The 12,875-nt window shown below is 72.9% G+C and carries 13 protein-coding genes; 9 read left to right on the top strand and 4 right to left on the bottom strand.

The genetic code is table 11. The features are described 5' to 3' along the window. Window positions 1-312 precede the first annotated feature (312 nt). Window positions 313-906, top strand: coding sequence for a histidine phosphatase family protein (locus GT045_RS23290; protein WP_161297479.1), 594 nt, complete (start codon window positions 313-315; stop codon window positions 904-906). Here the strand turns inward: GT045_RS23290 and GT045_RS23285 are convergent. Further along, window positions 888-1,331, bottom strand: a complete 444-nt coding sequence (locus GT045_RS23285) for a DUF6314 family protein (RefSeq protein ID WP_161297477.1) — start codon at window positions 1,329-1,331, stop codon at window positions 888-890. The two genes, GT045_RS23290 and GT045_RS23285, sit on opposite strands and share 19 nt — an antisense overlap. A 162-nt stretch (window positions 1,332-1,493) precedes the next feature. Further along, window positions 1,494-1,916, bottom strand: coding sequence for a carboxymuconolactone decarboxylase family protein (locus tag GT045_RS23280; protein ID WP_161297475.1), 423 nt, complete (start codon window positions 1,914-1,916; stop codon window positions 1,494-1,496). Between the two features lie 256 nt (window positions 1,917-2,172). Between GT045_RS23280 and GT045_RS23275 the strand changes: the two genes are divergently transcribed. The 8 genes from GT045_RS23275 to GT045_RS23240 are packed head-to-tail and all read left to right on the top strand — an operon-like array spanning window position 2,173 to window position 10,962. Then, on the top strand, window positions 2,173-4,716 hold the full coding sequence (locus tag GT045_RS23275; protein ID WP_202528800.1) for a YfhO family protein: 2,544 nt from the start codon (window positions 2,173-2,175) through the stop codon (window positions 4,714-4,716). A gap of 21 nt (window positions 4,717-4,737) precedes the next feature. Next, a complete protein-coding gene (locus tag GT045_RS23270) occupies window positions 4,738-5,688 on the top strand; it encodes a glycosyltransferase family 2 protein (protein ID WP_161335320.1) in 951 nt (316 codons plus the stop codon). Next, window positions 5,688-6,068 (top strand): GtrA family protein, encoded by a 381-nt coding sequence (locus tag GT045_RS23265; protein ID WP_161335319.1) that lies wholly within the window; start codon window positions 5,688-5,690, stop codon window positions 6,066-6,068. The genes GT045_RS23270 and GT045_RS23265 overlap by 1 nt, the downstream gene beginning before the upstream one ends. A 45-nt stretch (window positions 6,069-6,113) precedes the next feature. After that, entirely contained in the window at window positions 6,114-7,142 is a 1,029-nt protein-coding gene (argC, locus tag GT045_RS23260) for an N-acetyl-gamma-glutamyl-phosphate reductase (RefSeq protein WP_161335318.1), read from the top strand. Then, on the top strand, window positions 7,139-8,290 hold the full coding sequence (gene argJ / locus GT045_RS23255; protein ID WP_161294403.1) for a bifunctional glutamate N-acetyltransferase/amino-acid acetyltransferase ArgJ: 1,152 nt from the start codon (window positions 7,139-7,141) through the stop codon (window positions 8,288-8,290). Before argC ends, argJ begins: the two co-directional genes overlap by 4 nt. After that, a complete protein-coding gene (gene argB / locus GT045_RS23250) occupies window positions 8,287-9,213 on the top strand; it encodes an acetylglutamate kinase (protein ID WP_161294405.1) in 927 nt (308 codons plus the stop codon). The genes argJ and argB overlap by 4 nt, the downstream gene beginning before the upstream one ends. Further along, entirely contained in the window at window positions 9,210-10,409 is a 1,200-nt protein-coding gene (locus GT045_RS23245) for an acetylornithine transaminase (RefSeq protein WP_161294407.1), read from the top strand. The genes argB and GT045_RS23245 overlap by 4 nt, the downstream gene beginning before the upstream one ends. A gap of 7 nt (window positions 10,410-10,416) precedes the next feature. After that, complete coding sequence (locus tag GT045_RS23240) at window positions 10,417-10,962, top strand: arginine repressor (protein WP_161294409.1); 546 nt, start codon at window positions 10,417-10,419, stop codon at window positions 10,960-10,962. Between the two features lie 498 nt (window positions 10,963-11,460). Here GT045_RS23240 and GT045_RS23235 read toward each other — a convergent pair whose 3' ends face one another. After that, complete coding sequence (locus GT045_RS23235) at window positions 11,461-12,264, bottom strand: FAD:protein FMN transferase (protein WP_345942730.1); 804 nt, start codon at window positions 12,262-12,264, stop codon at window positions 11,461-11,463. Beyond that, window positions 12,257-12,875: FMN-binding protein (locus GT045_RS23230; protein ID WP_161335317.1), on the bottom strand; the 619-nt coding region annotated here is incomplete at its 5' end. The genes GT045_RS23230 and GT045_RS23235, both read right to left, overlap by 8 nt.

The raw sequence follows: 12,875 nt of genomic DNA, 5'->3' as shown, positions 1-12,875 counted from the left end.
GCTGGGCGCGGGACGGGGGCGTCGGACCGGGTGCGGGGGACGCGGGCGCCGGGCGCCGGGGAGGGGCGTCGGACGGGGCGCGGGGGACGAGGGCGGGGCGCGCGGGCGGAGGGCGTCGGGCGGGGCGCGGGAGGGGAGCGTCGGAGGGGCCTGGCACCGCGGCCCGGGCAGGGCCGGCGGGGTCGGCCGTACCGGCCGGAGCGGTGGCGGACACGGGCCGCGGGATATGCGGCCGGTGAGTGATCGCATGCGGTCCGTGACCACGCGGCGGCACCCCTTGACCTGCCTCCCCGCACGGCTCACCATCACGGCATGCCACTGAGGGTGACGTTCGTCGCCGCCGCGCGCGGAGCCCCGCTGCTCGCGGAGCGCTTCGAGGACGACCAGCCGCTGGACCAGGACGGCTGGGACGAGGTGCAGCGCGTCGCCGGGGACCTGCTGCCGCTGGCCGCGGCCGAGCTGCGCTACTGCTCGCCGACCCCGCGCAGCCGGGCCACGGGTGACGCCCTGGGATACGCCCCGCTGGTCCAGCTCGCCCTGCGCGACTGCGACATGGGCCGCTGGCGCGGGCTGACGCTGGGCGAGGCGATGGCCCGTGAGCCGCAGGCGGTGGACTCCTGGCTCGCCGACCCGCGGTCCGCGCCGCACGGCGGTGAGTGCCTGCTGGCGTTCATCTCCCGGGTGGGCGGCTGGCTGGACACCCGGCCGGTGGACGACGGCGGGCGCATCGTCGCGGTGGCCGAGCCCTCGGTGATCCGGGCGGCCCTGGTCTACGCGCTGAAGGCACCTCCGGCGACCTACTGGAACCTCGACGTCCGCCCGCTCTCCTCGACGACGGTCACCGGCCGCGCCGGCCGCTGGAACCTGCGCTTGGACGGGGTCCGGGCTCAGGCCTCGCGTACGTAGTCGGTGGTGAGGAGGAGGTCCTTCACCGGGCCCCCGACCCGCCACACCGTGCGCCAGTGCCCGGCGTCCCGCACGGTGAACTCACCCCGGTAGAGGTCGGCCGCACAAGGATGGTCGGCGACGTACCGCCCGGTGGCCAGGTCCAGTTCGTGGAAGGGGCGCCCGTCCGCGAACCGCACATCGGCCCGGCTGGGCGCGTCCCCCGGCAGGAACCGCAGAGTCCGGGTGGCCGGCCGCGCCACGCCCCGCCAGGTGAAGGTGCCGGACTCCTCGTGCAGCAGCCCGCCGCCGTCCAGCGCGCCGAAGACGGTCACGCCCGTGAAGCGCCCCTCGTCCCCGCCCGCCAGATCCCGCACGCTCCGCTCCACCCGCCAGCGTCCGGCCAGATGGGCCAGCACGTCGGGCACCGGCAGGTACTCGTCCATCACCGCACCTTTCGCGAGGGGAGTCCGCCACGGCCCGCACGGGGTCCGTGACAGCCCGGGGGCCGTCCGCCGGGGCGGCCCGCCACGACCGCACACGCAGTCTCCCGCGGCCGGTGCGGGACGCCGACGCCCGCCCCCCTCCGCAGCGCCCGGCCGGGTACCTTACGCGGGCTGCTCACCGAGCGGCATCAGACCGCGCTCGGTGAAGACCTTCTTGGCCACGAACGTGGCGTTCAGGGCCTTCGGGAAACCGCAGTACGCGGCCGAGTGCAGCAGCGCCTCCACGATCTCCTCGGGCGTCAGCCCCATGTTCAGCGCCGCGTTGACGTGCACGTCCAGCTGCGGCTCGCAGCCGCCGAGCGCGGTCAGCATGCCCAGGGTGACCAGCTGGCGGTCCCGCGGCGCGAGCGCGGGCCGGGCGTAGATCTCGCCGAAACCCCAGGCCACGATCTGGTGGCCCAGCTCGGGGCTGATGTCCGCGAGCGAGTCGATGACCCGCTGCCCCGCCTCACCGTCGACGGACCGCAGCACCTCCAGGCCCCGGGCGAAACGGTCCTCACGTGCGGTCTTCTGTTCGTTGTCCATGATCAGAACCCTAGGAGTTGGAGCGCACTCGAAGTCAAGGGCGACCGCTTCACCTCGAGAACACCTTCCGGAAAACCAGAGTTTTCCGGAAGGTCACGGAATTCACGCGGTGTTTCCCGTATCCGAAATAAGTGGCGTCACTTCTCGATGCACGCACAACCATCCGCAAACCGCTTCCGTCTAAGTCGGCGAATAGATGGGGGGCACATTCTGTGAGGACCGCTGAAATGCATGACAGGAACCGGCCGTGAAAGCGATGTCCCGGCCGAGGCAGGCCGCAGCCCTGCTCGCCGCGGCCGTGACGGTCGCCGCCCTCTGCGCCGGCGACGTACTCGCGCGCTGCTATCCCTTCGGTCCCCGCACCCGCAGCGTCAACGACCTCGGCAACCAGTTCGTGCCCTTCCACGCCCACCTGTGGGACCTGCTGCACGGCAGGGCCGAAGGTGGTCTCTACGTCAACTGGCAGTCCGGCTACGGCTCCAGCTTCCTGCCCGACCTCGGCACCTATCTCGGCAGCCCGTTCGCCCTGCTGGTCGCGCTCTTCCCCCGGGACCGGATCGACCTCGCGGTGTACGTGATCACCGTCCTGAAGATCGCCTCCGCCGCGGCGGCCATGGCCTGGCTGCTGCTCACCCTGCGTCCGGGCCGGTGGTGGGCGGCGGGGATGCTCGGCGCGTCGTACGCGCTGTGCGGCTGGACCCTGGCCGACGCCGACTACAACCCGATGTGGCTCGACGGGCTGATCGCCCTCCCGCTGCTCTGCCTGGTCGGTGAGTGGACCCGCGGCGGACGCCGGCGGCTGCCCGGGGTGCTGATCGTCGCGCTCGCCTGGACCGCCAACTTCTACACCGCGTACATGGCCACCCTCGGCGCCGCCCTGGTGCTGCTGCTCAGGCTCGTGCTCGCCCGGCCGTCCCGCCGGCAGGCCCTCGCCACGGCGGGCCGTGCCGCCCTCACCGTCGCCCTCGGTGTGGGCCTCGCCGCCCCGCTGGTCGCGGTCGTCTACTTCGGCACCCGGCACGCCCACCCGGGCCGGGTGAGCACCTTCGGCCCGGTACCGGCCGGAGACCTGCTGGCCCGGCTGCTGCCGACGGCGTACGGCTGGGGCTCGCCGGCCCTCTACGTCGGCACCACCGCGCTGCTGCTCGCCCTCGCCCTGCCCTTCCACCGGGCGGTGCCCGGCCGGGTCCGCGCCGGCTGGACGGCCCTGGTGCTCGCGGCGGCCCTGTCCCTCCAGTGGGCGCCCACGCACCTGGTCTGGCACGCCTTCGCCACCCCCCAGGGCAGCCCCTACCGGCAGACCTTCGTGGTGTGCGGGCTGCTGGTCATCGCCGCCTGGCACAGCCTCGCGTACGGCCCACCCGACCCGCGGGCCCTCTGCGCGGCGACGGCGCTGCTCGCCCTGATCGCCGCCGCGGCCGGCCGCAGTGCCGCCGTCCGGTTCTTCACCTGGCCCGTGCTGCTGCTCGCCGTCGCCGGGGCGCTGGGCGGCCTCCTCCTGGCGGCCCGGGCCGGCGAACGCGGCAGACTCGCCGGGCTCGCCGTCGTCCTCCTGCTCGGCGCGCAGGTCGGGGAGAGCGCCGCCACCTCCGCCGTGGCCACCCGGCTGCGGCTGGCGCACATGGACGACTACGCGCCCTGGGGCGCGCGGCAGGAGCAGCAGGCGGCGCTGATCGCCGGGGCCGACGACTGGCCCCGCCACCGCACCGACCCCGGCCGCGAGCAGACCGTGGGCAACGACCCGCTGCTGGTGGGGGGCCAGGGTGCCCAGTACTACAGCTCCCTCACCTCCGACGTCCTCAGCCGCACCCTGACCGCGCTCGGCGACGGCTGGACCTCGCGCGGGCGGAGTGTGCAGAGCCTGGACAACGCCGTCACGGACGTGCTCTTCTCCGTCGGCGCCCGGGTGCACTCCCCGCCCGACCAGCACCCGAGGCACGCGCCTGCGGCCGAGCGCCCGATGCACGTGACCCGGCGGGACGTACCGCCCCTGGTGACGGTGCGGCCGGATCCGGACACCCGCCCCTTCGGCACCTCGCCCTACCGCAACCAGGAGATCCTGCTCGGCAGCCGTGTCTACACCGTGCCGCGTCTCGCCGTACAGGACGACTCCGGCAAGCCGCTGCCCAGGCGCCGGGTCGGTTCCGGCAGCGCCCTGACCCGGCCGACGATCACCGCGCGCTGCCCGGCGGGGACCCAGGTCAACCTGTGGGCGGCGCACTACGCGGGCCGGGCCCGGCTCGCCGGCAACCCCACCGCCTACTTCAACGCCCGGGCATCGCGCAACCGCGCGGCCATGGCGCCGCTCGGCACGGCACCCGCCTCCGGGCTGGTGCGGATCCGGTTGACCCCGGCCCGGCCCGGCGACATCCCGCCCGACGCGATCGGCTGCCTGGACACCCACCGGCTGCGCGCCGCCGCCGCGCGCCTCGAGGCCACCGGCGCCACCGACGTCACGGTCTCCGACGGCACCGTCCGTGCCCGGCTGCCCGCCGGGAGCAGGGGGATCGCCGTTCTCGCCGCACCCCGGATCGCCGGCTGGCGGTGCGCCACGGGCGACGGACCGGCCCGGCCGGCAGGGGACTACCACGGCCTGATCGCCGTTCCGCTGGACGCCACCTCGACCACCCTGACCTGCACCTTCCACCCACCCGGCCTGCGGTTGGGCGCGGCGGTCGGGGCCGGCTCGCTGCTGACCCTCGCCCTGCTGACCGTCCTCACCGCCGTCCGCCGCCGGCGCGCCCAGGCGTCGCCGCCCACGACCACGTCACCGCGCGAGCGCGTGACCGCCGCTGCCTGACTGCGCCCAGGGGGGCCCACCATGCTGATATCGATCGTCGCGCCCTGCTACAACGAGGAGGCCGTCGTCGCCCGCTTCCACGAGGAGGTCCAGAAGGTCGCCGACGAACTGCTGCCCCTCGGCCACGACATGGAGTTCGTGTACGTCGACGACGGCAGCCGCGACCGGACGCTCACCGTCCTGAAACGGCTGGCGGACGTCGATCCCCGGGTGCGCTACGTCTCCTTCAGCCGCAACTTCGGCAAGGAGGCGGCCCTGCTCGCGGGCCTCCGGCACGCCTCGGGGGACTCGGTGGTCGTCATGGACGCCGACCTCCAGCACCCGCCGGAACTGATCAAGCGGATGGTCGAGCTGCGCGAACAGGGCTACGACCAGGTCATCGCCAGGCGCACCCGCACCGGTGACCGGCTCAGCCGCACGCTCACCGCCCGCCTGTACTACCGGCTCGTCAACCGCCTGGTCGACGTCGAACTCGTCGACGGGGTGGGGGACTTCCGGCTGATGTCGCGCCGGGTGGCGGACGCGGTGCTGGGCCTGACCGAGTACAACCGCTTCTCCAAGGGGCTGTTCGCCTGGGTGGGCTTCCCGAGCACCACCTTCGAGTACCACAACGCCGTCCGCGAGGCCGGCCGCAGCTCCTGGAGCCTGCGCGGCCTGCTCAACTACGGGCTCGACGGCCTGTTGTCCTTCAACAACCGTCCGCTGCGCGCCGCGCTCTGGCTCGGCGTGGGCCTGCTGCTGTGCGCGGGCCTCTACACGGCCTGGATCGTGGGCGCCGCGCTCGTCAACGGTGTCCAGACGCCCGGCTATGTGACCATCGTCACCGCCGTGACCGCCCTCGCGGGCGTTCAGATGGTCATGCTGGGAGTCATCGGGGAGTACACCGGCCGCATCTACTACGAGGTGAAGGGGCGCCCGCACTTCCTGGTGAAGGCGACCAATGTGGAACGGACGAAAGATCTCATCCCCTGATGCGGCAGATTCTCACCTTCGCGGCGGTCGGTGCGGTGAACACGGTGACCTACTACCTGTTGTACCTGCTTTTCCTCACCGCTTTCCCCTATCTGGTCGCGCACGTCCTGGCGTTTGTGCTCAGTATGGTCGGATCCTTTTTCCTCAATGCGCGTTTCACTTATCGGACGCGGCCCACCTGGCGGAAATTCCTGCTGTTCCCGCTGACGAACGTCTCGAACTTCGTGATCACCACGGCCGGTGTGTACCTGATCGTCGACGTCCTGCACGCCGGCAGCCGGTTCGCCCCGCTGCTCGCCTCCGCCGCGGCCGTCCCGGTCACCTATGTCGTCTCCCGCCGCGTGATGCTCCCCCGCGTCGAGAGCGAGACGATTGCATAAACGTGCAGCGATACGTATAGTCATGCCATCCAGAGGAGGATGGACATGGCAGTACGTGCGGCGGTGGCCGGAGCGAGCGGATACGCGGGCGGAGAACTCCTGCGCCTGCTCCTCGCGCACCCCGAGGTCGAGATCGGCGCCCTGACGGCGAACACCAACGCCGGACAGCGGCTCGGCGCGCTCCAGCCGCACCTGCCGCCGCTGGCCGACCGCGTGCTGGCCGAGACCACGCCGGAGGCCCTCGCCGGGCACGACGTGGTCTTCCTGGCGCTGCCCCACGGCCAGTCCGCCGCCGTCGCCGAACAGCTCGGGCCCGACGTCCTCGTGGTCGACATGGGGGCCGACTTCCGGCTGAGGGACCCGGCCGACTGGGAGACGTTCTACGGCTCCCCCCACGCCGGCACCTGGCCCTACGGCCTGCCCGAACTTCCGGGCGCACGTGCCGCGCTGGAGGGGTCCAAGCGCATCGCGGTGCCCGGTTGCTACCCCACGGCCGTCTCCCTCGCCCTGTTCCCGGCCTACGCGGCCGGCCTGGCCGAGCCCGAGGCGGTGATCGTCGCCGCGTCCGGCACCTCCGGCGCGGGCAAGGCGCCCAAGCCCCATCTGCTCGGCAGCGAGGTCATGGGCTCCATGTCGCCGTACGGCGTCGGCGGCGGCCACCGCCACACCCCGGAGATGATCCAGAACCTCAGCGGGGCGGCGGGGCAGCGGGTCTCCGTCTCCTTCACGCCGACCCTCGCGCCGATGCCGCGCGGGATCCTCGCCACGTGCAGCGCGTCCGCGGTCGCCGGGGTGACGGCGGACGCCGTCCGCGCCGCCTACGAGAAGGCGTACGCCGACGAGCCGTTCGTCCGCCTGCTCCCCGACGGCCAGTGGCCCGCCACGGCGTCCGTCCACGGTTCCAACGCCGTTCAGGTGCAGGTCGCGTACGACGCCGCCGTGGGACGCATCATCGCGATCAGCGCCATCGACAACCTGACCAAGGGCACCGCCGGCGGTGCCGTCCAGAGCATGAACCTCGCCCTGGGTCTCCCCGAGACCCTCGGGCTTTCCACGATCGGAGTCGCACCGTGAGCGTCACGGCAGCCAAGGGATTCACGGCGGCGGGCATCGCCGCCGGGATCAAGGAGAACGGCAACCCCGACCTGGCCCTCGTGGTCAACGACGGGCCCCGCCGTGCCGCCGCGGGCGTCTTCACCTCCAACCGTGTGAAGGCCGCACCGGTGCTCTGGTCCGAGCAGGTCCTCGGCAGCGGCCAGGTCTCGGCCGTCGTCCTCAACTCCGGCGGCGCCAACGCCTGTACCGGTCCCAAGGGCTTCCAGGACACCCACGCCACCGCCGAGAAGGCCGCCGAGGTGCTCGGCCGGGGCGCCATCGAGGTCGCCGTCTGCTCCACCGGGCTGATCGGCGTCCTGCTGCCCATGGACAAGCTGCTCCCGGGCATCGAGACGGCCGCCGCCCAGCTGTCCGAGCACGGCGGCGAAAAGGCCGCCATCGCCATCAAGACCACCGACACCGTCCACAAGACCTCCGTCGTCGCCAGGAACGGCTGGACGGTCGGCGGCATGGCCAAGGGCGCCGGCATGCTCGCGCCGGGCCTCGCCACCATGCTGGTCGTCCTCACCACCGACGCGGAGCTGGACGCCGAGGTGCTGGACCGCGCCCTGCGCGCCGCCACCAGGGTCACCTTCGACCGGGTCGACTCCGACGGCTGCATGTCCACCAACGACACCGTCCTGCTGCTCTCCTCCGGCGCCTCCGGCATCACCCCGGAGTACGACGAGTTCGCCGAGGCCGTCCGCGAGGTCTGCGCCGACCTCGGACGGCAGCTCATCGGCGACGCCGAGGGCGCCGGCAAGGACATCAAGGTCGAGGTGGTCAACGCGGCGAGCGAGGAGGACGCCGTCGAGGTGGGCCGCTCCATCGCCCGCAACAACCTCCTCAAGTGCGCGATCCACGGCGAGGACCCCAACTGGGGCCGCGTCCTCTCCGCTATCGGCACCACCGGGGCCGTCTTCGAGCCGGACCAGCTCAACGTCGCCATCAACGGCGTGTGGGTCTGCAAGAACGGCTCCGTGGGCGAGGACCGCGAGCTGGTCGACATGCGCTACCGCGAGGTCCACATCGTCGCCGACCTCGCGGCCGGCTCCGAGACCGCGACCATCTGGACCAACGACCTGACCGCCGAGTACGTCCACGAGAACAGCGCCTACTCCTCATGAGCGACTCCAGCACCAGCGGCACCACACGCAAGCACACGGCACTGCCCAAGGCCCGGATCCTCATCGAGGCGCTGCCCTGGCTGACCCGGCACCACGGCAAGATCGTCGTCATCAAGTTCGGCGGCAACGCCATGGTGGACGAGGAGCTGAAGGCCGCCTTCGCCCAGGACGTCGTCTTCCTGCGGCACGCCGGCCTCAAGCCCGTGGTCGTGCACGGCGGCGGACCGCAGATCAGCGCCGCCCTCGACCGGCACGGCATCGTCAGCGAGTTCAAGGCGGGCCTGCGCGTCACCACCGAGGACGCCATGGACGTCGTGCGGATGGTGCTCGCCGGGCAGGTGCAGCGCGAACTGGTCGGCCTGCTCAACCAGCACGGCCCGTTCGCCGTCGGCCTCACCGGCGAGGACGCGCACACCATCACCGCCACCAGGCACACCCCCGAGATCGACGGGGAACGGATCGACATCGGACGGGTCGGCGAGATCACCGCCATCGACACGGGAGCGATCGAGGCCCTGCTGGCCGACGGCCGCATCCCGGTGGTCTCCTCGGTCGCCCGCTCCCAGGACGACGGACATGTCTACAACGTCAATGCTGATACGGCGGCTGCGGCACTCGCTGCGGCACTGGGCGCCGAAACCCTCATGGTCCTCACCGACGTCGAGGGCCTCTACGAGGACTGGCCGCACTCCGACGAGGTGATCAGCCGCCTCACCGCATCCCAGCTGGAAAGACTCCTGCCGGAGCTGAGCTCGGGCATGGTGCCGAAGATGGAGGGCTGCCTGCACGCCGTGCGCGGCGGGGTGACGACCGCCCGGGTCATCGACGGCCGGGTCCAGCACTCCATCCTGCTGGAGATCTTCACCGACGAAGGCATCGGCACGATGGTCGTGCCGGACGACTACGAGGGGGACGCGCAGTGACCGGCAACCAGGAGCTGACCCAGCGGTGGCAGGGCGCCCTCATGAACAACTACGGCACCCCGCGCCTGCCCCTCGTCCGGGGCGAGGGCACCAAGGTGTGGGACGCCGAGGGCCGCGAGTACCTGGACTTCGTCGGCGGCATCGCCACCAACGCCCTCGGCCACGCCCACCCCGCGATCGTGGCGGCCGTCAGCGGGCAGATCGCCTCCCTCGGCCACATCTCCAACTTCTTCATGGCCGAGCCCACCGTCGCCCTCGCCGAACGGCTCCTGTCCCTCTTCGGCCGGGACGGCCGGGTCTTCTTCTGCAACTCCGGCGCCGAGGCGAACGAGGCCGCCTTCAAGATCGGCCGGCTCACCGGGCGCACCCGCATGGTCGCCACCGACGGCGGCTTCCACGGCCGCACGATGGGCGCCCTCGCCCTCACCGGCCAGCCCGCCAAGCAGGAGCCCTTCCGGCCGCTGCCCGCAGAGGTCACCCACGTCCCCTACGGCGACGCGCAGGCGCTGGCCGCCGCCGTCACCGAGGAGACGGCGCTCGTGGTCATCGAGCCGGTCCAGGGCGAGAACGGCGTCGTCGTGCCGCCGGCCGGCTACCTCAAGGCGGCCCGCGCGATCACCGCCGCGACCGGCGCGCTGCTGGTCCTGGACGAGGTGCAGACCGGCATCGGCCGGACCGGGACCTGGTTCGAGTACCAGGCCCACGAAGGGGTGCTGCCCGACGTCGTCACCCTCGCCAAGCAGCTGGGCGGCGGGCTGCCGCTGGGCGCGACCGTGGCGTTCGGCCGCGCCGCCGAACTGCTCGGGCCGGGCCACCACGGCACCACCTTCGGCGGCAACCCGGTCGCCTGCGCCGCCGGACTCGCCGTGCTCGACACCATCGAGGCCGAGGGGCTGCTGGACAACGTCAAGCGGCAGAACGAGAGGTTGCGGGACGGGATCGAGGCCCTGAACCACCCGTTGATCGACCATGTCCGGGGTGCGGGCCTGCTCCTGGGTATCGTGCTCACCGGGCCGCGCGCGCCACAGGTGCAGCAGGCGGCCCAGGAGGCCGGGTTCCTGGTGAACGCGCCCGCCCCTGACGTCGTACGGCTCATGCCACCGCTGAATCTCCGCGACGACGAGGCGGGCGCGCTGCTCCGGGCGCTGCCCGGCATCCTCGACGCAGTGCACGGGGACGGACGATCCGGAGAATGAGACGACGATGAGCGAGGCGCAGGAGCACGAGCAGGCCGCGGGGGCCGGGCCGGCCGTACCGCAGACCCGCACCGCGAGGCACCGCCGGATCGTGGACATCTTGAACCGGCAGCCGGTGCGGTCGCAGAGCCAGCTGGCCAAGGTGCTCGCCGACGACGGGCTGACCGTCACCCAGGCGACGCTCAGCCGGGATCTCGACGAGCTGAACGCGGTGAAGATCCGCAACAACGACGGTGACCTGATCTACGCCGTGCCGAGCGAGGGCGGGTTCCGCACGCCGCGGGCCCCGCTGGGGGAGTCGGCGAAGGAGGAGCGGATGCGGCGCCTGTCGCAGGAGCTGCTGATCTCCGCGGAGGCCTCGGCGAACCTCGTGGTCCTGCGGACGCCTCCCGGGGCCGCCCAGTTCCTGGCCTCCGCCATCGACCAGGCCGAGCTGCACGACATCCTGGGCACGATCGCCGGTGACGACACGTTGTTGCTGATCAGCCGGGAGCCGAGTGGGGGACAGGCGTTGGCGGACCATCTGCTGCGGCTGGCCCAGAACGGGCACTGACCTTCACCGAGCCGTACGTCCACCCGGCGACGGGCGCGAGGTGCGGCCTTCCGGGGGGAGAACGCGGCTGTCCGGGGAGAGAGAGAACGCCGCTGCTTCGGTGTGAGCTGCGCGGCCGTCGGAGGGGGCGTGCGGCCTCTGAGCGGGGACGCCGCTGCCTGGTGGTGCGCTGTGCGGCTGCTGAAGGGGGTGGCCGGGCGGTCCGCCGGGTGCGGGTGCGTCGTGGCCGGTCGCGCAGTTCCCCGCGCCCCTTCGGGGCGCTCCTCGTCTTCGGGGGTGTCCTTCGTCCTCGTGGGTGGTGGTGCGTTTCCTCGGGCTCCTTCGGGGGTGCCCCTCGTCTTCGTGGCCGGTCGCGCAGTTCCCCGCGCCCCTTCGGGGCGCTCCTCGTCTTCGGGGGTGTCCTTGGTCTTCGTGGGTGGTGGTGCGGTTCCTCGTGTTCCTTCGGGGGTGCCCCTCGGCCGCCCTCGGAGGTGTCCTTCGTCCTCGGGGCGGTGGGGGTCAGGCGAGTCGGGGTGGGAGGCCGGCGGTGCAGCGGACCTCGTCGCCCGCGGTGATCAGCAGGGCCTCCACCCCCGGCAGGGACTCCAGCCAGGCGAGTGCCGCCCGCGAGCCCATCGCGAACGCCGCCGTGGCCCAGCAGTCCGCCCAGGTCAGCTCCGGGCCGACCACCGTCACGGCCACCAGGTCCGTCACCGCGGGGCGACCGGTGCGCGGATCGACGATGTGCGCTCCCCGCTCCGCCGTACCGGACGTGGCCACCGCCAGCTCCGCCGCGCCCGCCGCCGAGACCACCGCCGCCAGGCCGCCGGGCCGCAGCGGATCGGCCACCCCCACCCGCCAGGCCCGGTGGGGCTCCGGCGCGCCCAGCAGCTGTACGTCCCCACCCCCGTTGACGCTGACACCGTGCACCCCCTCGACCGCCCGGACCGTCCGCGCCGCCCGCTCGGCCGCCCAGCCCTTGACGATGCCGGTGGGATCCAGCGAGCCCTGGTATCGGGTGCTGAACCAGCCCTCGCTCAGCCGTTCCGCCTCGGCCGCGAGCTCCAGTACCTCGGCCACCTCCGGAGCACACCCGGCGACGCTCAGCTCGCCCCGGGCCAGCCGCGACACCTCGCTGTCCGCGCGGTACGTGCTGAAGACGGCGTCCGCCCGGTGCAGCCCGGCGACGGCCTCGGCGAGGGCCGCCCGTACCGCGGCCGGATCGCCGCCGCGGACGTCGAAGGAGAAGACCGTCCCCATGACCTCCTCCGCGTGACGCACCGCGGCGGGTGCCTTCGCCGGCCCGGTCACCGTGTCAGCCACCGGCCTGGTCCAGGGCCGACTGCAACGACTGCCGGTATCCGGTACTGGTGTAGGTGGCTCCGGAGACGGCGTCGATGTCCGCGCTCCCCGCCGCCACCGCCTCCTGGTTGAGCTTCGGTACGGCGAGCCGGGTCTTCTGGTCGCTGAGGCCGCCCGCGGGTGCCTGGACGGCCTGGGCCCCGGTGATCTTCCCGGCGCTGACGGTGATCCGCACCTGGACCGGCCCGTACTGGGTCTGCGCCGCCTTCCCGGTGACCGTACGCGCCCGCGCCGGACCGCCGGCACCGGAGCCCGGGGCGCCGGAGCCGGAAGCCGCCGGTTCCACCTTGTCCAGGGCGGACTGGAGCGACTTCTTGTAGCCCTCGCTGGTGTACGTCGCCCCGGACACCGTGTCGATGTCCGCGCTCTGGGCGGCCACCGCCTCCTGGTTGAGCTTCGGTACGGCGAGCCGGGTCTTCTGGTCGCTGAGGCCGCCTGCGGGTGCCTGGACGGCCTCCGCCCCGGTGATCTTCCCCGCGTTCACGGTCAGCCGTACCTGCACGGCCCCGTACTGTGTCGGCGTCACGTCGCCGGTCACCGTGCCGGTGCCGGCCGCGGCCCCGGCGCCGCCC

It is taken from the genome of Streptomyces sp. SID486 (assembly GCF_009865385.1).
GTDB lineage: Bacteria > Actinomycetota > Actinomycetes > Streptomycetales > Streptomycetaceae > Streptomyces.
This window is presented reverse-complemented; position numbering and strand designations above follow the sequence as displayed.

What these genes read in the sequence shown, in the direction of transcription:
- GT045_RS23290 (WP_161297479.1), top strand. Translation starts at nt 313, where the DNA reads ATGCCACTGAGGGTGACGTTCGTCGCCGCCGCGCGCGGAGCCCCGCTG.
- GT045_RS23285 (WP_161297477.1), bottom strand. Translation starts at nt 1,331, where the DNA reads ATGGACGAGTACCTGCCGGTGCCCGACGTGCTGGCCCATCTGGCCGGA.
- GT045_RS23280 (WP_161297475.1), bottom strand. Translation starts at nt 1,916, where the DNA reads ATGGACAACGAACAGAAGACCGCACGTGAGGACCGTTTCGCCCGGGGC.
- GT045_RS23275 (WP_202528800.1), top strand. Translation starts at nt 2,173, where the DNA reads ATGTCCCGGCCGAGGCAGGCCGCAGCCCTGCTCGCCGCGGCCGTGACG.
- GT045_RS23270 (WP_161335320.1), top strand. Translation starts at nt 4,738, where the DNA reads ATGCTGATATCGATCGTCGCGCCCTGCTACAACGAGGAGGCCGTCGTC.
- GT045_RS23265 (WP_161335319.1), top strand. Translation starts at nt 5,688, where the DNA reads ATGCGGCAGATTCTCACCTTCGCGGCGGTCGGTGCGGTGAACACGGTG.
- argC (WP_161335318.1), top strand. Translation starts at nt 6,114, where the DNA reads ATGGCAGTACGTGCGGCGGTGGCCGGAGCGAGCGGATACGCGGGCGGA.
- argB (WP_161294405.1), top strand. Translation starts at nt 8,287, where the DNA reads ATGAGCGACTCCAGCACCAGCGGCACCACACGCAAGCACACGGCACTG.
- GT045_RS23240 (WP_161294409.1), top strand. Translation starts at nt 10,417, where the DNA reads ATGAGCGAGGCGCAGGAGCACGAGCAGGCCGCGGGGGCCGGGCCGGCC.